The sequence below is a fragment of the Azohydromonas sp. genome, from assembly GCF_035325925.1.
Classification (GTDB): Bacteria; Pseudomonadota; Gammaproteobacteria; order Burkholderiales; family Burkholderiaceae_C; genus Calidifontimicrobium.
The window spans coordinates 26900-45300 of record NZ_DAOKZA010000004.1; the positions used below are offsets into that span (position 1 = coordinate 26900).

The 18401-nt window shown below is 74.4% G+C and carries 19 protein-coding genes; 8 read left to right on the forward strand and 11 right to left on the reverse strand.

The features are described from left to right. Nucleotides 1–110 precede the first annotated feature (110 nt). A complete protein-coding gene (gene phaP / locus PKC53_RS02410; protein ID WP_324425924.1) occupies nucleotides 111–665 on the reverse strand; it encodes a TIGR01841 family phasin in 555 nt (184 codons plus the stop codon). A gap of 169 nt (nucleotides 666–834) precedes the next feature. Between phaP and PKC53_RS02415 the strand changes: the two genes are divergently transcribed. From PKC53_RS02415 to thrH, 5 genes are all read left to right on the forward strand, one after another. Next, a complete protein-coding gene (locus PKC53_RS02415) occupies nucleotides 835–1767 on the forward strand; it encodes a histone deacetylase (protein WP_324425926.1) in 933 nt (310 codons plus the stop codon). 28 nt (nucleotides 1768–1795) lie between these two features. Beyond that, on the forward strand, nucleotides 1796–2254 hold the full coding sequence (locus PKC53_RS02420; RefSeq protein WP_324425928.1) for a thioesterase family protein: 459 nt from the start codon (nucleotides 1796–1798) through the stop codon (nucleotides 2252–2254). A 14-nt stretch (nucleotides 2255–2268) separates the two neighbouring features. Beyond that, nucleotides 2269–2970, forward strand: a complete 702-nt coding sequence (locus tag PKC53_RS02425) for a nitroreductase (protein ID WP_324425929.1) — start codon at nucleotides 2269–2271, stop codon at nucleotides 2968–2970. 38 nt (nucleotides 2971–3008) lie between these two features. Beyond that, on the forward strand, nucleotides 3009–3995 hold the full coding sequence (locus PKC53_RS02430; RefSeq protein ID WP_324425931.1) for a D-glycerate dehydrogenase: 987 nt from the start codon (nucleotides 3009–3011) through the stop codon (nucleotides 3993–3995). Nucleotides 3996–4092: 97 nt separating this feature from the next. Beyond that, nucleotides 4093–4704, forward strand: coding sequence for a bifunctional phosphoserine phosphatase/homoserine phosphotransferase ThrH (gene thrH, locus PKC53_RS02435; protein WP_324425933.1), 612 nt, complete (start codon nucleotides 4093–4095; stop codon nucleotides 4702–4704). Between the two features lie 111 nt (nucleotides 4705–4815). Here the strand turns inward: thrH and PKC53_RS02440 are convergent, their stop codons facing one another. The 7 genes from PKC53_RS02440 to tsaE form a co-directional block, all read right to left on the reverse strand. Further along, complete coding sequence (locus tag PKC53_RS02440; RefSeq protein WP_324425935.1) at nucleotides 4816–5547, reverse strand: pseudouridine synthase; 732 nt, start codon at nucleotides 5545–5547, stop codon at nucleotides 4816–4818. A 766-nt stretch (nucleotides 5548–6313) separates the two neighbouring features. After that, the gene (locus PKC53_RS02445; protein ID WP_324425936.1) at nucleotides 6314–7189 is read right to left on the reverse strand and encodes an alpha/beta fold hydrolase; all 876 of its coding nucleotides are present in this window, start codon (nucleotides 7187–7189) and stop codon (nucleotides 6314–6316) included. Nucleotides 7190–7205: 16 nt separating this feature from the next. Beyond that, nucleotides 7206–7787 (reverse strand): DUF882 domain-containing protein, encoded by a 582-nt coding sequence (locus PKC53_RS02450; protein WP_324425939.1) that lies wholly within the window; start codon nucleotides 7785–7787, stop codon nucleotides 7206–7208. 28 nt (nucleotides 7788–7815) lie between these two features. Beyond that, the gene (locus PKC53_RS02455; RefSeq protein WP_324425941.1) at nucleotides 7816–8781 is read right to left on the reverse strand and encodes a L,D-transpeptidase family protein; all 966 of its coding nucleotides are present in this window, start codon (nucleotides 8779–8781) and stop codon (nucleotides 7816–7818) included. Then, nucleotides 8756–10654, reverse strand: a complete 1899-nt coding sequence (mutL, locus tag PKC53_RS02460; protein ID WP_324425943.1) for a DNA mismatch repair endonuclease MutL — start codon at nucleotides 10652–10654, stop codon at nucleotides 8756–8758. Before mutL ends, PKC53_RS02455 begins: the two co-directional genes overlap by 26 nt. A 53-nt stretch (nucleotides 10655–10707) precedes the next feature. After that, nucleotides 10708–12033: an N-acetylmuramoyl-L-alanine amidase gene (locus PKC53_RS02465; RefSeq protein ID WP_324425945.1), complete on the reverse strand. Its 1326-nt coding sequence runs from the start codon at nucleotides 12031–12033 to the stop codon at nucleotides 10708–10710. Beyond that, nucleotides 12030–12521 (reverse strand): tRNA (adenosine(37)-N6)-threonylcarbamoyltransferase complex ATPase subunit type 1 TsaE, encoded by a 492-nt coding sequence (gene tsaE / locus PKC53_RS02470; RefSeq protein ID WP_324425947.1) that lies wholly within the window; start codon nucleotides 12519–12521, stop codon nucleotides 12030–12032. The genes PKC53_RS02465 and tsaE overlap by 4 nt, the downstream gene beginning before the upstream one ends. Between tsaE and queG the strand changes: the two genes are divergently transcribed. Next, entirely contained in the window at nucleotides 12507–13637 is a 1131-nt protein-coding gene (gene queG, locus PKC53_RS02475; RefSeq protein WP_324425949.1) for a tRNA epoxyqueuosine(34) reductase QueG, read from the forward strand. The two genes, tsaE and queG, sit on opposite strands and share 15 nt — an antisense overlap. Here the strand turns inward: queG and PKC53_RS02480 are convergent. After that, complete coding sequence (locus PKC53_RS02480) at nucleotides 13612–14511, reverse strand: AEC family transporter (RefSeq protein WP_324425951.1); 900 nt, start codon at nucleotides 14509–14511, stop codon at nucleotides 13612–13614. The two genes, queG and PKC53_RS02480, sit on opposite strands and share 26 nt — an antisense overlap. A 169-nt stretch (nucleotides 14512–14680) precedes the next feature. Here PKC53_RS02480 and PKC53_RS02485 point away from each other — a divergent pair, with 169 nt between their 5' ends. Together PKC53_RS02485 and xerD are read left to right on the forward strand one after the other, a co-directional pair. Next, nucleotides 14681–15664 carry a tripartite tricarboxylate transporter substrate binding protein BugE gene (locus PKC53_RS02485; RefSeq protein ID WP_324425954.1) on the forward strand — a complete coding sequence of 328 codons (984 nt, stop codon included), beginning with the start codon at nucleotides 14681–14683 and terminating at the stop codon, nucleotides 15662–15664. A gap of 53 nt (nucleotides 15665–15717) precedes the next feature. After that, the gene (gene xerD, locus PKC53_RS02490) at nucleotides 15718–16614 is read left to right on the forward strand and encodes a site-specific tyrosine recombinase XerD (protein WP_324426101.1); all 897 of its coding nucleotides are present in this window, start codon (nucleotides 15718–15720) and stop codon (nucleotides 16612–16614) included. Between the two features lie 89 nt (nucleotides 16615–16703). Here the strand turns inward: xerD and PKC53_RS02495 are convergent, their stop codons facing one another. After that, the gene (locus PKC53_RS02495) at nucleotides 16704–17474 is read right to left on the reverse strand and encodes a DUF2189 domain-containing protein (protein WP_324425956.1); all 771 of its coding nucleotides are present in this window, start codon (nucleotides 17472–17474) and stop codon (nucleotides 16704–16706) included. A 99-nt stretch (nucleotides 17475–17573) separates the two neighbouring features. Further along, a complete protein-coding gene (locus PKC53_RS02500) occupies nucleotides 17574–18371 on the reverse strand; it encodes a ferritin-like domain-containing protein (RefSeq protein WP_324425958.1) in 798 nt (265 codons plus the stop codon). Between the last annotated feature and the right edge of the window lie 30 nt (nucleotides 18372–18401).

The following is an 18401-nucleotide window of genomic DNA, read 5'->3' on the forward strand; positions in this document are numbered from 1 at the left end:
CCGGCGAAGCCGCCGGGCCGAAGGTACCTTCAACGAGGTTTCGACAGGTACCGAGGAGACAACCTGTGCGACGCCGCGGCAATGCCCGCCGCGGCGTCGGCGCGAGCCGCTCAGGCGGCGCGCTTGCCGGTCTTGGTCGCCGTCTGCGTGGCCTTGACGGCGGTGCTGGTCACGGCCTGGAAGTTGGCTTCGGCCACCTCGGCGGCCTGCTTGGCGGCCTTGTGCACGCTCTCGTAGGCGTTGTTCGCGGCGGCGACGGCCGACTTGACCAGCGCGACGGCGTTCTCGCTGCCGGCCGGCGCGTTCTTGACCATCGTGTCGACCAGCGTCATGAACTTGCGCTGCGTGTCGGCCACCTGCTCCTCGGCGACCTTGGTCACCTCGGCGTTGGTCGCGGCGGCGATGTCGTACAGGTGGCGGCTGTAGGCGGCGGCCTTCTCGGCGGCGGGCTGCAGCAGGCCGGCCTGCAGGGCCAGCAGTTCCTGCGCGTCCTTCACCGACAGCGCGGCGCGGGTCGTGTCGGCGCTCTCGGCCAGCGTGGCCTTGGCGACCTGCAGGTTCAGCTCGACGAGCTTCTCGACGCCTTCGAACGCCTTGTTGGTCAGGCCGAACAGGGTCTCGACGTTGGCCTTGTGGGCGGCCAGCACTTGCTCAGGGGTCATCATGGCGTGATCTCCGGTGGGGGGTCAGTGGGGCAGGGTTTGCTGCACTGCAGCATGGATTGAAGTATAGGGTCTGTGGCGGTGCTTGCAAGCCCTATTTGTTGCGCCGCAGCATTCTAGAGTGCCACCTCCAGCGGCGACGGCGCCGGCGGCGCGTCGACAATGCGCCGCGATGCAGGCCTTCTACAGCGACCAGTTCGTGCTGCCGCTGCCGGCCGGCCACCGCTTCCCGATGCCCAAGTACCGCCTGCTGCGCGACCGCCTGCTCGCCGAGGCCCCGGGCATCCGGCTGCAGCCGGCGCCTGCGGCCAGCGACGGCGAACTGGCGCTGGCGCACACGCCGACCTACATCGCCCAGGTCGCCGAGGGCTTGCTCAGCACGGCGCAGCAACGCGAGATCGGTTTTCCGTGGTCGGCGGCGATGGCCGAGCGCGCGCGCCGCTCGGTCGGCGCGACGATCGCCGCGGCGCGTGCCGCGCTCACCGAGGGGGTGGCGAGCAACCTGGCCGGCGGCACGCACCATGCGAGCGCGGACAAGGGCTCGGGCTACTGCGTGTTCAACGACGTCGCGGTCGCCGCGCGGCTGATGCAGGCCGAGTGGCACCGCCGCCACCGGCGGCTGCTGCGCGTGGCGGTGATCGACCTCGACGTGCACCAGGGCGACGGCACCGCGGCGATCTTTCGCGACGACCCGACGGTGTTCACGCTGTCGCTGCACGGCGCGAACAACTTCCCGGCGCGCAAGGTGGCCGGCGACCTCGACGTCGCGCTGCCCGACGGCTGCACCGACGCGCCGTACCTGGCCGCGCTCGACGACGCGCTGGCCGCGCTGTGGGCGCAGCACCGCGACGAGCCGCCGGGGCTGGTGTTTTACTTGGCCGGCGCCGACCCGCACGAGGGCGACCGGCTGGGCCGGCTCAAGCTCAGCGCCGCTGGGCTGGCCGAACGCGACCGGCGCGTGTTCGACGCCTGCCGCGCGCGCCGCATCCCGCTGGCGCTGACGATGGCCGGCGGCTACGGCCACGACATCGGCCAGACCGTCGCGCTGCAGCTGCGCACGCAGCAGCTGGCGTTCGACAGCTGGTGCGCGTGGCACGCGGCCTGACCCGCTGAGGTTCCCGAACGATGGAAGAATGTCCGCGATGAGCACGACCCGCGCCCGGCCGCCGTCCCGCGCCGACTACCCGGTGTTTCGCCGCATCACGACGCGCTGGATGGACAACGACCTGTACGGCCACGTCAACAACGTCGTCTACTACAGCTTCTTCGACACCGCGGTCAACGCACACCTGATCGACGCCGGCGCCCTCGACATCCACGCCGGCGCCGTGATCGGCCTGGTCGTCGAGACGTACTGCAACTACTTCGCGCCGCTGGCTTTCCCCGGCGACGTCGACGCCGGACTGCGCGTCGCGCAGGTCGGGCGCAGCAGCGTGCGCTACGAGGTCGGGCTGTTCGCCGCCGACGAGCCGCTCGGCGCCGCGGCAGGCCACTTCGTGCACGTCTACGTCGACCGCGAGAGCCGCCGCCCGGTGGCCGCGCTGCCCGACGCGCTGCACGCCGCACTGCGTGCGCTGCACGATCGCGTCTGACCCCGCCCGAGCCGATGCCCGAGATCACCCCCGAGACCGTCGCCGCCGTCGACGCGGCGATCACCTCGCGCCGCTCGGTGCGCGCGTTCCTGCCCACGCCGGTGCCGCGCGCGACGATCGAGGACATCCTGCGCGTCGCGTCGCGCGCGCCGTCGGGCACCAACACGCAGCCCTGGCGCGTGCACGTGCTGCTCGGCGAGGCGCGCGCGGCGCTCACGCACAAGATCCTCGCCGCGTTCGACGACCCGGCGCAGGCGTCGCAGCACGCCGAGGACTACCCGTACTACCCCGCCGAGTGGTTCCCGCCGTACCTCAAGCGCCGGCGCAAGCTCGGCTGGGACATGTACGCGCTGGTCGGCATCGTCAAGGGCGACAAGGCGCGCATGCACGAGCAGCATGGGCGCAACTACCGCTTCTTCGACGCGCCGGTCGGGCTGATCTTCACGATCGACCGCCGCCTCGCGCAGGGCAGCTGGCTCGACTACGGCACCTTCCTGCAGAGCGTCATGGTGGCGGCGCGCGCGCGCGGCCTGGACACCTGCCCGCAGCAGGCCTTCTCGCGCTTCCACCGCATCATCGAGCAGCACCTGGCGCTGCCGCCCGAGCAGATGGTGGTGTGCGGCATGTCGCTCGGCTGGGCCGACCCCGACGCGCCGATCAACCGGCTGGTGTCCGAGCGCGAGGGCGTCGACGCGTTCGCGCGATTCGTCGAGTGAGTCCGACGCCGACCCACCCACCCAAGGAGACGACGACCATGACCCGACCCGCCGTGCTGGTGGCCCGCGCCGTGTTCCCCGAGGTCCTCGCGCGGCTGCGCACGCACTTCGAGGTCGACGACAACCCCGACGACGTGATCTGGAGCCCCGGCGAGCTGAGCCAGCGGCTGCGCGGCAAGGCCGGTGCCTACGTCACCGGCAGCGAGCGCGTCGACGCCGCGCTGCTCGACGCGAACCCGCAGCTGCGCGCCGTGTGCAACATGGCCGTGGGCTACAACAACATCGACGTCGACGCCTGCACCGAGCGCGGCGTGCTGGTGACCAACACGCCCGACGTGCTCACCGAGACCACCGCCGATTTCGGCTTCGCGCTGATGATGGCCGCGGCGCGGCGCATGGCCGAGGGCGAGCACTACCTGCGCGCCGGGCGCTGGACCAAGTGGCGCTACGACATGTTCACCGGCAGCGACGTGCACGGCGCGACGCTGGGCATCCTCGGCATGGGGCGCATCGGCCAGGGCATCGCGCGGCGCGGGGCGCTGGGCTTCGGCATGCGGGTGATCTACCACAACCGCAGCCGGCTCGACCCCGCCGTCGAGCAGCCGCTGGGCGCACGCTGGGTCGACAAGGACACGCTGTTCCGCGAGGCCGACCACGTCGTGCTGGTGCTGCCTTACTCGCCGGCAGCGCACCACGCCGTCGGCGCGCGAGAGATCGCGCTGATGAAGCCGACCGCGACGCTGACCAACGTCGCGCGCGGCGGCATCGTCGACGACGCCGCGCTGGCGCAGGCGCTGCGCGAGCAGCGCATCGCCGCCGCGGCGCTCGACGTCTTCGAGGGCGAGCCGAAGGTGCACCCCGGCCTGCTCGAGGTGCCCAACGTCGTGCTCACGCCGCACATCGCCAGCGCGACGGTGGCCACGCGGCGCGCGATGGCCGACCTCGCCGCCGACAACCTGATCGCCGCGCTGACCGGCGGCGTGCCGCCGACGCCGGTCAACCCGCAGGTGCTCGGCGGGCGCTGACGGCAGCGCGCGGTGCTGCGCTACCATCGCGCGCTTCGCCGTCGTCGCCCACCTAGTCACCTCTCGGCGCGCAGCGCGCGCCTGCGGCCTTCACCCCATGCAAGTCGTCTGCCTCGATCTCGAGGGCGTGCTGATCCCCGAGATCTGGATCGCCTTCTCCCAGCGCACCGGCATCGCCGAGTTCTCGCGCACCACGCGCGACGAGCCCGACTACGACAAGCTGATGCGCTGGCGGCTCGACCTGCTGCGCCGCCACGGGCTGAAGCTCGCCGACATCCAGGCGGTCATCGGCGACCTGGCGCCGCTCGACGGCGCGAAGGACTTCCTCGACGACCTGCGCGCGCGCTACCAGGTGATCATCCTGTCGGACACCTTCTACGAGTTCGCCGACCCGCTGATGCGCCAGCTCGGCCGCCCGACGCTGTTCTGCCACCGGCTGGTGATCGACGCCGACGGCTTCGTCGCCGACTACAGGCTGCGCCAGAGCGACCAGAAGCGGCACGCGGTGCAGGCGCTGCAGGAGCTGAACTTCCGCGTCATCGCCGCCGGCGACTCGTACAACGACACCGCGATGCTCGCTGCGGCCGACGCCGGCTTCCTGATCCACCCACCGGCCAACGTCGTCGCGCAGTTCCCGCAGTTCCCGGTGACGACGAGCTACGCCGAACTGAAGGCGGCGATCGACGGCGCCGCGGCGAGGCTGTCGTGAGCACCCTCGAAGCGCCTTCGGCGCGTCCCCCTCGAGGGGGCACCGGCCGCTGAAGGCGGGCGCGTCCCTGCCGCGCGGCGCTTGCACCCCGCGGAGCAGCCAGCGACGTCGTCAGAACCGCTCGAAGTCGCCGAGGTAGCGCCACTGCCCCGGCGGCAGCGCGCCGAGCGCGACGCGGCCGATGCGGATGCGCTTGAGCGCGACGACCTTCAGCCCGACGAGCTCGCACATGCGGCGGATCTGCCGCTTGCGCCCCTCGCGCAGCACGATGCGCAGGCGGTCCTCGTGGGCCCAGCTGACCTGCGCCGGCTTCAGCGCGCGCCCGTCGAGCTCGAGCCCGTGGCGCAGCTGATCGAGCGCGCCGGGCGCCACCGCGCCGCCCGGCAGCGGCTCGACACGCACCAGGTACTCCTTCTCGACGGACGAGTCGTCGCCGATCAGCGCCTTGGCCACGCGGCCGTCCTGCGTCAGCACCAGCAGCCCGGTCGAGTCGATGTCGAGCCGGCCGGCCGGCGCCAGCCCGCGCAGGTGGGCGTCCTGGAACGCGATGCGCGTCGGGTCGTCGGCCCAGTGGTTCTCGGGGCGCACCAGCACCGACGCCGGCTCGTGGCCGCCCTCGGCCTGGCCGCTGACGTAGCCCAGCGGCTTGTGCAGCAGGATCGTCACGCGGCGCGCCTGCGCGCGACGCGCCGCCGGGTCGACGTCGATGCGCTGGCCGGGCGTCACGCGCTGGCCGAGGCGCGCGATGCGGCCGTCGACGCGAACCCAGCCGGCCTCGATCCACTCGTCGGCCTCGCGCCGCGACGCGATGCCGTCCTCGGTGAGCCGCTTCGACAGCCGCACGCCTTGCGCCGTGGGCGGCGCCTCGGCGCGCGGCGCGGCAGGACCGCGCGACGGTGCGGTGCGCGCGTCGGTCGCCGCCTCGCGCGGCGTTCGCGCGCCGCGGGGCTCGCGCGCCGGCGCTGCGGGGGGGCGCGGTCCGGTCCGCGCGGCCGGTTTCGGCGGCGCGTCGCGGCGCGGCGCCGGCCGGCCTTCGTCGCGCGCCAGCGGCTCGCGCCGGTCGCGCACGGGGGCGCGGTCCGGCGCTGCGGCGCGCCCGCCGCCGCGAGGTGACCGGCGGTCGTCCGCCCGGTCGACCGGCCCGGACGGTCGACCGCGTGGTGCGCCGACGTCATCGCGACGCGGCCCCGGCTGCGCGCGCGGCCGCCGGTCGTCCGAACCTGCGCCGCGGTGCGGCGGCTCGTCACGGCGCGGCTCGCGGCGACGGTCGGGCGCGCGGTCGCCGCTCGAGCGGCGCTCGCCGGGGCGTCCAGCGCCGCGGTCATCGGTGCCGCCCGACCGTGCGTCCCGGGGGCGATCGTCGCGCCGCGTCGTGGCCGGCCGGGGTGGGCGCCTCGGGGCACGCTCGTCGCCGTGGCGCGCAGGCTCGGGCGGTGCCGCGCGGTGCGGCGCCGTGGCGGCGCGCACCGGCTTGCGTCGCGGGTCGCGCGCGGCGCCGCCGGGTTTGAGTTTCAGCTTCGGCCGTTCGCTCACGGGGTGTCCTTCGGGCAGGGGTCGCGCGCGGCGCGGGCGGCGACTGGAGCATGCGCGCCGCCGAGGCGGCGCGACGTCAGGGCGCGCGCGCCGCGATGCCGAACAGCTCGGCCACCGCCTCGCGGTACAGCGGCTGGCCGACCGCGTTGGTGTTGTGGTGCGAGCCGCCTTCGACCAGCACCCAGCGCTTGGGCGCCGGCGCCGACTCGTACAGCGCGCGGCCCAGCTCGGGTCGGATCAGCCGGTCGTCGCTGCCGTGCACGACGAGCACCGGCACGCGCAGGCGGCGCATGCGCTGGACCGCCTCGAAGCGCTGCGTGATCAGCGGCCCCACCGGCAGCCAGCCCCACTTGAAGGTGCCGACCACGTCGCGGATCGACGTGAAGCTGCCTTCGACGATCAGCCCGGTGGCGTCGTCGACCTCGCTGGCCAGGTGCACCGCGATCGCGCCGCCCAGCGAGTGGCCGAACACGTAGCGCGGCGCGTGCGGGTGCCGCTCGGCGAGCCAGCGCCAGGCGGCCTGCGCGTCCTCGTAGGCCATCGCCTCCGACGGCAGCATGTCGGTGCTGCGCCCGAAGCCGCGGTAGTCGATGCCGAGCACCGAGAAGCCCAGCTCGTGCATGCGGCGCATGCGCATCGCGCTGCTGCGCACGTCCCAGCGTGCGCCGTGCAGGTACAGCAGCACCGGCGCGTCGGGGTCGGCGCGCGGCAGCCACAGCCCGTGCAGCCGGATGCGCGCGTCGGCCTCGCGCGAGTCGAACTCGATCCACACGTCGCCCATGCCGTCGGCCGCGGCGGCGCCGCCCCACCAGGTGGCCTTGCTCGGCTGGAACACCCACTCGCGCTGTTTCTCGTCGAGCGTCGCGCAGCCGGCCAGCAGCGACGCGCCGAGCAGCACGGCGAGCGCCGCGCGCCGGCCGGCGCGGTTCGCGGCGAAGGCGCGCAGTCGCATCGCGGCCGCTCCCGCCTCAGCCGCCCCAGCGGCGCACGCGACCGGTGTCGACGTGCACGAAGTCCGACTTCGCGTAGTAACCCACGCCGCCGGCACCCAGTTCGAGCGCGGCGCGGTGCAGCACGCGCAGATCGAGCCCCGGCACGCGGATGTCGATCGCGCGGCCCTGCATGTGCAGGCTGGTGCGCGCGACGCCGCCGCTGGCGGCGGCCAGCCGCGCATTGGTGGCCGGCGAGCGGTAGCCGGAGATCACGTGGAACGGCCGCGCCAGGCCCAGCCGCGCGCGCAGCGCGAGCAACTGGTCGAGCACGCCGTCGTCGATCGGGTGCACGTCGCCGCTGCGGTGGTCGCGCAGCAGGCGGTCGATCTCGGCCTTCGCGTCGGCCAGCCGCCGCCCGCGGTCGTGCAGCACCACGTCGACCTGCTCGCCGGTGTGCAGGTTGTGCAGCGCGAGGCGCTCGCCGTCGGCGAACGACAGCGGCGATGCGCGCGCGGCCAGCGGTGCAGCCACCAGTGCGCCGGCGGCGGCCGGCCGGCCAGCGGCCAGGACGGCGGCGCGCGACAGCAGCGTGCGGCGCGACAGCGGAGTCGAGGTCATGCGTCGGAGTCCTTCGCGGGGGCGGCGGTCACGATCCGGCCGATTGTCCGCCAGCCGGCCACGGCAGGTGCACCGGTCGGGCTTGGCCGTCGCGCTGGCGCCATTGCGCCTCGACGAGCGGCCAGTCGACGCGTGCGGCCACGCCGGCGCGCTCGGCGCGCTCGCGCAGCGTGCGCAGCGTGGTCGTGCCGGCACGGTACGGGTCGGGGTTGGCCTCGAACCAGATCGCGCCGTCGTCGGTCTGCACCAGTATCACCGGCTCGTAGGCGATGCGCCCGGTGTCGCCGACCGCGACGCGCCCGAACAGCGCCGCCGCGTCGTCGCTGTGCATGCGCACGCAGCCGTGCGAGCGGAACCCGTAGATGCTGCCGGGCGCGTTGGTGCCGTGGATCCCGATGCCCGGCAGGCTGGTGCCGATCCACCACCCGCCCAGCGGGTTGTCGGGGCCCGGTGGCACCCGCGTGAGCACCGGCTTGCCCTGCTCGCGCATCTCCTGCTGGATCGACGGCGGCACGATCCAGGTCTTGTCCTTCTCGCGGCTGACCACGCGGAACGCGCCGCGCGGCGTGGCCCAGTCGGGGCGGCCGACGGTCACCGGGTATGCGGCGACCAGCTCGCCGCCGCGGCGCAGCCACAGCATGCGCTGCGCGGCGTTGATGACGATGCCGTCGTCGCCGACGCCGTCGGCCAGCGGCTGCGGCAGCAAGTGGTGGCTGCGCACGCGCAGCGCCTGCCCCGGGCGCAGACGCGCCTGCGGCGACAGCGCGTTGTCGCGCGCGAGCAGCGCCACGCCGACGCCGTGGCGGGCGGCGACGCGCGTCAGGCTGTCGCCGGCGACGGCGACGTGCTCGGCGTCGACCGACCACAGCACCGCGCGCGGCAGCGGGTCGGCGCGCGCCGCGGCCGCGGCCAGCGCCGCGGCGAGCCACCACGCCGCCAGCACGATCCACGCCGTTGCGGTGCGGCGCTCAACGCCCGCGCAGGAACAGCGCATCGAGGTCCTTCATCGTCAGCTGGCGCCAGGTGGGCCGTCCGTGGTTGCACTGGTCGGCGCGCTCGGTGGCCTCCATCGCACGCAGCAGCGCGTTCATCTCGTCGAGGGTCAGGCGGCGGTTCGCGCGCACCGCACCGTGGCAGGCCATCGTCGCGAGCAGGTCGTCGCGGGCGCGCTGCACGACGCGGCTGGCGCCGACCTGGGCGAGTTCGGCGAGCACCGAGCGCGCCAGTTCCGCCGGGTCGGCGTCGGGCAGCGCCGCCGGGCGGCTGCGCACCACCAGCGTGGTCGCCGACAGCGTGCCGACGTCCAGGCCCAGCGAACGCAGCGTGTCGTGTTCGGCCTCGGCGGTGGCGATCTCGGCCGCGGTGGCGGCCAAGCTCACCGGGATCAGCAGCGGCTGCGCCGGCAGCGCCTCGCCGTCGGCGCCGGCCGCCGCGGCGGCCTTCAGCCGTTCGTAGACGATGCGCTCGTGCGCCGCGTGCATGTCGACGATGACCAGCCCCTGCGTGTTCTCGGCCAGCACGTACACGCCGCCGAGCTGCGCGACGGCGCGCCCGAGCGGCCAGTCGCCGGCCGCCGCGGTGTCGTGGGGCGGGGTCGCCGCGGTCGGCGCGCCGGCGGCGGCGTTGTGGCGGGGCGGCGCGCCGCGCAGCGCCTGCCACGCGGCCCAGCCCGCGCCCGGCGCGCCGCCGCCCGCACGTGCGGTTGCGTCGGCGGCCGGGGGCCAGCCGCGCGGCGACGGCTCGCGCGCCACCCAGGCGGCAGCGTGATCGAGCGCCAGCGCGCTCTGCCAGGTCGGTGGCGACGCCGCCGTCGGCGCCTGTGCGGCCGCAGCGGCCGGCGCGGGTGCGGTCGCCGGCAGCAGGGCCGCACGCGACGGCGCGAGCGCGTCCTCGGCGGCGCGGCGCACCGTCTCGTGCACCGCGCGTGCGTCGCGGAAGCGCACCTCGATCTTCGTCGGGTGCACGTTGACGTCGACCAGCTCGGGCGCGAGTGAGATGAACAGCACGTACGCCGGCTGGCGGCTGCCGTGCAGCTGATCGTCGTAGGCGGCGCGCAGCGCGTGCGCGACCAGCCGGTCGCGCACGTAACGGCCGTTGACGAACAGGTACTGGTGGTCGGCGCGGCTGCGCGCCGCCTCGGGCAGGCCCAGGCGCCCGCGCAGCTGCAGCGGCCCGGCGTCGCGCTGCAGTTCGCGGCTGGCAGTGACGAACTCGGTGCCGAGCACGTCGGCCAGCCGCTGCGCCGGCGCCGCGGCGCGCCACTGCGCGACCAGCCGGCCCTCGTGCCACACCGCGAACGACACGTCGGGGCGCGCCAGCGCGTGGCGGCGCACCGCGTCGACCGCGTGCGCCAGCTCGGTGGCGTCGGTCTTCAGGAACTTGCGCCGTGCCGGCGTGGCGAAGAACAGCTCGCGCACCTCGACCGTGGTGCCCGGCGCGCGTGCCGCGGGCTGCAGTTCGCCGCTGCGCGCGTCGATGCGCTGTGCGTGTGCGGCGCCCGGCTCGCGGCTGGTGATCTGCAGCTCGGCGATCGACGCGATCGCCGCCAGCGCCTCGCCGCGAAAGCCCATCGTCGACACCCGCTCGAGTTCGTCGAGGTCGGCGACCTTGCTGGTGGCGTGGCGCTTGACCGCCAGCGGGAGCTCGTCGGCGGCGATGCCGCCGCCGTCGTCCTCGACGACGATCGCGCGCACGCCGCCGGCGGCCAGGCGCACGGTCACCGCGCGTGCACCCGCGTCGAGCGCGTTGTCGACCAGTTCGCGCACCACCGACGCCGGCCGCTCGACCACCTCGCCGGCGGCGATCTGGCTGATCAGCTCGTCGTTCAGCTCCCGGATCGGGCGGCGCGGGGGCAGGACGGCGTTCATCGACGGCGGCATTGTAGGCAGCGCCTGCGGCCGCACCGCCAGAGGGGTGCGGGTCACAGCGTGCGGCTGCGCGCCAGCGGCGGGTTCTTCGCGAAGTAGCGCCCGATGCCTGCCGCCAGCGCGTCGACCAGCCGGCGCTGGTAACGCGCGTCGCGCAGCTTGCGCTCCTCGTCGGGGTTCGAGATGAACGCCGTCTCGACGAGGATGCTCGGGATGTCGGGCGCCTTGAGCACCGCGAAGCCGGCCTGCTCGACCTCGCGCTTGTGCAGGTGGCCGACGTGGCGCATCTGGCCCAGCACCTCGCGTCCGACCTTCAGGCTGTCCTTGATCTGCGCCGTGGTGCTCATGTCGAGCAACGCGCGCATCACGTGCGCGTCGGCGGCGCGCACGTTGATGCCGCCGACCAGGTCCGACGCGTTCTCGCGCTGCGCCATCCAGCGCGCCGCGGCGCTGCTTGCGCCGTTCGTGCTCAGCGCGTAGACGCTGGCGCCGCGCGCCTCGCGGCGCATGAACGCGTCGGCGTGGATCGACACGAACAGGTCGGCCTGCACGCGGCGCGCCTTGCGCACGCGCTCGTGCAGCGGCACGAAGTAGTCGGCGTCGCGAGTGAGCATCGCGCGCATGCCCGGCTCGCGGTTCAGCCGATCGCGCAGCGCCCGTGCGACGGCGAGCACGACGTCCTTCTCGCGCAGCCCGGTGGGGCCGATCGCGCCGGGGTCCTCGCCGCCGTGGCCGGGGTCGATCGCCACGACGATCAGCCGGTCGATCTTCTTCTGCAGCGTCGGCGACGGCGCGCGCGGCGCGGGCGTCTGCACCGGCGCCGACGATGCCGGTGCCGGCGCGCGGTCGAGGCTGCCAATGAACTCGCCCAGCGCGTCGCGCACCGCACGCTGCGCCTGCTGCTCGGCGCGCTCCTTGTCGCGGATCAGCGCGAGCAGCGGGTCGGGCTCGACGGTGGGGTGCAGGTCGAACACCAGGCGGTGACGGTACGCGGCGACCGGCTCGAGCGCGAACTGCTGCGGCTGCACCGGCTGCTTCAGGTCGACCACCAAGCGCACGACACGCGGCTGGTACTGGCCGACGCGCACCGCGGCGATGAACGGGTCGTCGGGTCGCACCTTGCCCACCAGTTCGCGCAGCGCGTCGTCGAGTTCGACGTCGTCGATGTCGATGACCAGTCGATCGGGTCCGCCGAGCTGCTGCGCGCTGGCGCGCAGCGCCGCGTCGGACTCGATCGTGATGCGCGTGTACTCGTCGGCCGGCCACACGCGCACCGCGACGATGCCGCGCGCGTGCGCCGCGCCGACCACGCCGAAGGCCAGCGCCAGCGCGCCGAGGCCGCCGAGCGCGCGCCGGCGCGCCGGCGACGCCTCGGTCATCGGGTCATCGCGGCGAGCAGGGCGCGGCCGCGTTCGGTGTGGACCTGCAACGTCACCCGGCGTCGACCGCCGTCGACGACCGCGAGTTCCACGCACAGGTCGCACGCCGGCAGCAGCGCGGCGGCACGCTCCGGCCACTCGACGAGCTTGAGCCCCGGCGCGGCGAACAGGTCGCGCAGACCCGCGTCGTCCCACTCGCGCGGGTCGTCGAAGCGGTAGAAGTCGCAGTGCCACACCGCGCCGCCGTCGATCTCGTACGGTTCGACCAGCGCGTAGGTCGGGCTCTTGATGCGACCGCCGACGCCGAGCGCGCGCAGCAGGTGGCGCACGAAAGTGGTCTTGCCGGCGCCGAGGTCGCCGCGCAGCTCGATGAAGGCGTCGCGCAGCGCCGGGGCGGCGGCCAGCGCGGCCGCGCTGGCCGCGCACGCGGTTTCGTCGGGCCAGTCGAGGACGTGGGTTTCTAGAATCGTCCGATGGGGCAGGGTCATCTCGTCGTCGACGCACCTGCGCTGGTCGGGCAGCTGCAGGGCTGGGCGCGTGAGCTGGGATTGTCCCAGATCGGCATCGCCGGCATCGATCTCGCGCAGGCCGAGCCGGGGCTGCGGGCCTGGCTCGACGCGGGTTTCCACGGCGGCATGGACTACATGGCGCGCCACGGGCTGAAGCGCGCGCGGCCGGCCGAGCTGGTGCCCGGCACGGTGTCGGTGATCACCGCGCGCGTCGACTACCTGCCGCGCGACGCCGGCGACGACTGGCGCGAGCGCGAGCAGCGGCGCCTGGCGCAGCCGACCGAGGCCACGGTGTCGCTGTACGCACGCGGTCGCGACTATCACAAGGTGTTGCGCACGCGGCTGCAGCGGCTGGCCGAGCGCATCGAGCAGGCCGTCGGCCCGTTCGGCCACCGCGTGTTCACCGACTCGGCGCCGGTGCTCGAGGTGGAGCTGGCGTCGCGATCGGGGCTGGGCTGGCGCGGCAAGCACACGCTGGCGCTGTCGCGCGACGCCGGCTCGACGTTCTTCCTCAGCGAGGTCTTCGTCGACCTCGCGCTGCCGCCCACGCCGCCGGTGCCGGCGCACTGCGGCGCGTGCAGCGCCTGCATCGACGTGTGCCCGACGCAGGCCATCGTCGCGCCGTACCGGCTCGACGCGAGGCGCTGCATCAGCTACCTGACGATCGAGCACGCCGGGCCGATCGACGTCGCGCTGCGTGCGCCGATGGGCAACCGCATCTACGGCTGCGACGACTGCCAGCTCGTCTGCCCGTGGAACAAGTACGCGCGGCGCAGCGCGCTCGCCGACTTCGACGTGCGCGACGACTTCGCGGCGCCGACGCTGCTTGCGCTGTGGGCCTGGAACGAGGCGACCTTCCTGCGGCGCACCGAAGGCAGCGCGATCCGCCGCATCGGTTTCGAGCGCTGGCAGCGCAACCTCGCGGTGGCGCTGGGCAACGCGCTGCGCGCCGCGCCCGGCGCCGATGCGCGCCGCGACATCGTGCAGGCGCTGCGCGCGCGGCGCGACGCCGCGACGCCGCTGGTGCGCGAGCATGTGGACTGGGCGCTGGCGCAGGCCGGCGCCGCGCTCAGCCCAGCCAGTGCAGCGCGGTGAGCGCCAGCGGGATGCTGACCATGCCCAGCAGCGTCGACACGCTGACCAGGCCGGCGACGTAGCTGGCGTGCCCGCCCAGCCGCGCGGCGAGCACGTAGGCACTCGACGCGGTGGGCAGCGCGGCGAACGCGACCACCGCGAGCTGCTGCACCGGCGGCAGGTCGACCAGCGTCACGATGACCAGCGCCAGTGCCGGCAGCACCAGGTGGCGGATGCCCAGCAGCGCGGCGGCCAGCCGCGGCGCGTCGCGCAGCGCGCCCAGCCGCAGCCCGGCGCCCACCGCCATCAGCCCGAGCGGCAGCGCGGCCGCACCGATGCGGTGCAGCGTCGTGCCCAGCACCTCGGGCAGCCTCAGCCCGAGCAGGTTGCCCGCCAGCCCGGCGAGGGTGGCCAGGATCAGCGGGTTGCGCGCCAGTTCGCGCAGGTAGCCGTGCCCGCCGTGGCGTGCCAGCGGCCACACGGCGGCGACGTTGCACAGCGGCACGCACACCGACACCAGCAGCGCGATCGCCGCCACCGCCGGCGCGCCGCCCAGCCGCTCGGCCAGCGCCAGCCCGACGTAGGAGTTGAAGCGAAACGCCGTCTGCGCGCCCGACGCGTGCGCGCGCGCGTCGACGCCGGGCACCGCGCGCAGCGCGTACGCGAGCACGACGCCGGTGCCGACCACCGCGAGGCCGCTGGCGCTGAGCGAGACCATCGCGGTGGGCTGCAGCGGGTTGCGCACGATCACGCCGAACAGCAGCACCGGGAACAGCAGGTAGTACACGAGCCGCTCGGCGGCCTCCCACACCGGCCGGTTCAGCGCGGTGTGCTGGCAGATCAGGTACCCGGCGGCGATGAGTGCGAAGTCGGGCAGCAGCAGGGCCAGGTGCATGCGGGCAGTGTGCCAGCCGCCCCGTCGCGCCGTGCCGCGGCGCCGGGACCTCGGGTCATCCCCGGGGATCGGCGCGGATCTTCCGGCGCGCCGCTCGGTCAGAATGCGCGGCAAGCGGCCGCGGCACGCCGCGCCGAGACCCTGTCCACCGCAAGCGGAGAATCCACGCATGAGCAAACGCGAGTCCCTGAAGACCCTGGCGGCGCTGGCCGTCGTCGCGGCCGTTCCGCTGGCCGCCGGCCCCGCCTGGGCCCAGGCCTACCCGACCAAGCCGGTGCGGCTGATCGTGCCGTTCGCCCCCGGTGGCACTACCGACATCATCGCGCGCATCGTCGCCGAGAAGATGGGCAGCGCGCTGGGCCAGCAGGTGCTGGTCGAGAACAAGGGCGGCGCCGGCGGCGTGATCGGCGCGGTGGAGATGATCAAGTCGCCGCCCGACGGCCACGCGCTGGGCATGGCCACGGTGTCGACCACCGCGGCCAACCCGGCGATCAACCCGAAGATCCCGTACGACCCGCTGACCGACATGGTGGCGATCACCAACATCGCGGCCACGCCCAACGTGATCGCGGTGCACCCGTCGTTCCCGGCCAAGGACTACAAGAGCTTCATCGAGACGCTGAAGAAGAACCCCGGCAAGTTCAGCTACGCCAGCTCGGGCACCGGCGGCATCGGCCACCTGCAGACCGAGCTGTTCAAGAGCCTGGCCGGCGTGTTCATGACGCACATCCCTTACCGCGGCGCCGGCCCGGCGCTGCAGGACACCGTCGCCGGCCAGGTGCCGATCATCTTCGACAACGTACCCTCGGCGCTGCCGTTCATCAAGGACGGCCGACTGATCCCGATCGCGGTGGCCGCGCCGCAGCGCCTGGCGGTCATGCCCAACGTGCCGACCTTCGCCGAGGTCGGGCTCGAGCCGGTCAACCGCATGGCGTATTACGGCGTGCTCGCGCCCAAGGGCACGCCGCGCGCGGTGGTCGACAAGGTGCACGCCGCGGTGAAGACGGTGCTGCAGGACCCCGACGTGCGCAAGCGCATCGAGGACACCGGCTCGATCATCGTCGGCAACACGCCCGAGCAGTTCGCCGCGCAGATCAAGGCCGAGCTGGCGGTGTACAAGGAAGTGGTGGCCAAGCAGAAGCTCGAACTCTGAGCCCCCGCGCCGCCCCGCGCGGCGCGGCCTCGCCGCGGCGCGCATCGGCGCCGCTGCCCGGGGCCAGCGCCGCCGCGATCGACCTGTTCCTCGACGCGATCTGGCTCGAGGACGGGCTGGCAGCGCACACCTTGGCGGCGTACCGGCGCGACCTGACGCTGTACGCGCGCTGGCTGGCTGCAGAGACGGCGCGCACGCTCGACGACACGCGCGAGAGCGATCTGTTCGCGTACATGGCCGCGCGCCACGCCAGCACGCGCGCGACCACCGCCAACCGGCGGCTGACGGTGTTCAAGCGTTACTTCCGCTGGGCGCTGCGCGAGCGGCGCATCGGCGCCGACCCGACGCTCAAGCTGCTCACCGCGCGCCAGCCGCTGCGCGTGCCGAAGACGCTGAGCGAGGCGCAGGTCGACGCGCTGCTCGCCGCGCCCGACGCCGCGCAGCCGCTGGGCCTGCGCGACCGTGCGATGCTCGAACTGATGTACGCCAGCGGGCTGCGCGTCAGCGAGCTGGTGACGCTGAAGACCGTGCAGGTGGCACTGGCCGAGGGCGTGCTGCGCGTCACCGGCAAGGGTTCGAAGGAGCGCCTGGTGCCGTTCGGCGAGGAGGCGCATGCCTGGCTGCAACGTTACCTGGCGCAGGCGCGCGCAGAGATCCTCGGTGCGCGCGCCAGCGACGCCCTGTTCGTCACCGCGCGTGGCGGCGCGATGACGCGGCAGATGTTCTGGCAGCTGGTGAAGAAACACGCGCTGCGCGCCGGCATCACCGCACCGCTGTCGCCGCACACGCTGCGCCACGCCTTCGCGACGCACCTGCTCAACCACGGCGCCGACCTGCGCGCGGTGCAGCTGCTGCTCGGCCACGCCGACATCGGCACGACGACCATCTACACCCACGTCGCGCGCGAGCGCCTGCGCCAGCTGCACGCCCGCCATCACCCGAGGGGCTGAGTGCCGCGGCTGCGGGCCGCCCGCGCGGGCGCGGACGGCGCGATCGCGCGTGGCGCGCCGGGGCGAAGGTTCACGCCGGCGCCGCGCGATCACGCCACGAGGTCGCGGTACGCGTGCCAGCTGGCGTAGCCGAGCCACGGAAAGACCACCACCAGCGCGAGCATCGCGGTGGCCATCGCCAGCGTCGTCAGCGCCGCGACGAGCAGCGCCCACAGCAGCATCGTGCCCGGGTTGCGCGCGCAGCAGCGCCAGCTGGTGGCCGCGGCCGTGAACAGGTCGACCGGGCGGTCGAGCAGCATCGGCGCGGTGACCACCGACAGCGCGAACACCAGCGTCGCAAACGCCGCGCCGCAGGCGAAGAAGGCCAGGCGCAGCGCCAGGTACTGCGGCGAGAACAGCAGGTCGTCGACGAGGCGGTCGAGGTCGGGCACGGTGCCGCCGTAGGTCAGCGCGAACACGATCGCCGCGACGCGTTCCCACAGGATCAGCGCCAGCGCGAGCATCAGCCCGAACAGCGCGAACGACGCGCCGTTGCGCCGCCACGCAAACACCGCGCGCGCGGCCGACACGCGCTCGCCGGCGTCGCGCTGCTGCGCGAGCGCGCACAACCCGATCGCGAGGAACGGCGCGACCAGCAGGAAGCCGCCGGCGAACGCCGGCACCAGGTAGCTCGCGCCCCAGGCCAGCGCGAGCAGCACGACGCCGAAGCCGGCCACCAGCGCGCCGTAGGCCAGGCTGAATCCGGGCTGGTGCACGAAGTCGGCGGCGCCTCGGCGCAGCCAGTGCAGCGTGCGCTGCGGCGCGACGACGCGCACCTGTCGCACGGCCAGTGGGGCGGGGGCATGCAGGGCGTGGTCCACGGCGCTCTCCTGCGGCGCGCGCGACGTTCGGCGCGAGCGCGATCGTAGGCACGCCGGCGCCGCGCCGCAAGGGCGGAGCACCGTACCCGCGGCGCGCGCTCAGGGCGCGCGCTGCAGCGCCGCGATCTCGTCGTCGCCGAACCCGGCGGCGCGGCGCGCGTCCAGGTTGAACGGCGGCTTCAGCCGCGGTGCGGCGTGGCGCTCGGCGAGCAGCGCGTCGTGCGCCAGCGGGTCGAGCGCGTCGCGCGCACAGGTCCAGCGGTACCAGCGGTTGCCGATCGCGACATGGCCGACCTCGTCGCGCAGGATCACGTCGAGGATCTCGACCGCGCGCGCGTCGCCGGCGCGCGCGAGCTTGCGCTGGATCGCCGGCGTCGCGTCGAGGCCACGCGCCTCGAGCGTGCGCGGCACCAGCGCCATGCGTGCGACGAGGTCGTCGCGTGTCTTCTCGGCCATCGCCCACAGCCCGTCGTGCGCGTCGAAGTCGCCGTAGGCGTGGCCCTGCGTGGCCAGGTGCGCGGCGAGCAGCGTGAAGTGCAGCGCCTCCTCGGCGGCGACGCGCAGCCAGTCGCGGTAGAAGGTCTCGGGCAGGCCGGGAAAGCGCCACGCGGCGTCGAGTGCGAGGTTGATCGCGTTGAACTCGATGTGCGCGATCGCGTGCAGCAGCGCGGCGCGGCCTTCGACGGTGTGCACCGCGCGCTGCGGCACCTGTGCCGGCGGCACCAGCCGCGGCCGCGCGGGCCGCCCGGGCAGCGGCACCACGGGCTCCAGCACAGCCAGCGGGTCGATCGACGTGCGGCTGTCGCACAGCTCGCGCCACAGCGCGGTCGCGGCCTCGGCCTTCGTCGCGGGGTCGGTCAGCGCCAAGACCTGCAGCGCGCGTGCTCGGGCGTCCATTCCTACAATTGTGCGTCCCCCACATCAAGG

Coding starts and splice junctions, on each gene's coding strand:
- PKC53_RS02425 (WP_324425929.1), top strand. CDS start 2,269: ATGCCCGAGATCACCCCCGAGACCGTCGCCGCCGTCGACGCGGCGATC.
- queG (WP_324425949.1), top strand. CDS start 12,507: ATGGGGCAGGGTCATCTCGTCGTCGACGCACCTGCGCTGGTCGGGCAG.
- PKC53_RS02415 (WP_324425926.1), top strand. CDS start 835: ATGCAGGCCTTCTACAGCGACCAGTTCGTGCTGCCGCTGCCGGCCGGC.
- tsaE (WP_324425947.1), bottom strand. CDS start 12,521: ATGACCCTGCCCCATCGGACGATTCTAGAAACCCACGTCCTCGACTGG.
- PKC53_RS02445 (WP_324425936.1), bottom strand. CDS start 7,189: ATGCGACTGCGCGCCTTCGCCGCGAACCGCGCCGGCCGGCGCGCGGCG.
- PKC53_RS02500 (WP_324425958.1), bottom strand. CDS start 18,371: ATGGACGCCCGAGCACGCGCGCTGCAGGTCTTGGCGCTGACCGACCCC.
- mutL (WP_324425943.1), bottom strand. CDS start 10,654: ATGAACGCCGTCCTGCCCCCGCGCCGCCCGATCCGGGAGCTGAACGAC.
- thrH (WP_324425933.1), top strand. CDS start 4,093: ATGCAAGTCGTCTGCCTCGATCTCGAGGGCGTGCTGATCCCCGAGATC.
- PKC53_RS02430 (WP_324425931.1), top strand. CDS start 3,009: ATGACCCGACCCGCCGTGCTGGTGGCCCGCGCCGTGTTCCCCGAGGTC.
- PKC53_RS02420 (WP_324425928.1), top strand. CDS start 1,796: ATGTCCGCGATGAGCACGACCCGCGCCCGGCCGCCGTCCCGCGCCGAC.
- PKC53_RS02480 (WP_324425951.1), bottom strand. CDS start 14,511: ATGCACCTGGCCCTGCTGCTGCCCGACTTCGCACTCATCGCCGCCGGG.
- phaP (WP_324425924.1), bottom strand. CDS start 665: ATGATGACCCCTGAGCAAGTGCTGGCCGCCCACAAGGCCAACGTCGAG.
- PKC53_RS02465 (WP_324425945.1), bottom strand. CDS start 12,033: ATGACCGAGGCGTCGCCGGCGCGCCGGCGCGCGCTCGGCGGCCTCGGC.
- PKC53_RS02450 (WP_324425939.1), bottom strand. CDS start 7,787: ATGACCTCGACTCCGCTGTCGCGCCGCACGCTGCTGTCGCGCGCCGCC.
- PKC53_RS02455 (WP_324425941.1), bottom strand. CDS start 8,781: ATGCGCTGTTCCTGCGCGGGCGTTGAGCGCCGCACCGCAACGGCGTGG.
- PKC53_RS02485 (WP_324425954.1), top strand. CDS start 14,681: ATGAGCAAACGCGAGTCCCTGAAGACCCTGGCGGCGCTGGCCGTCGTC.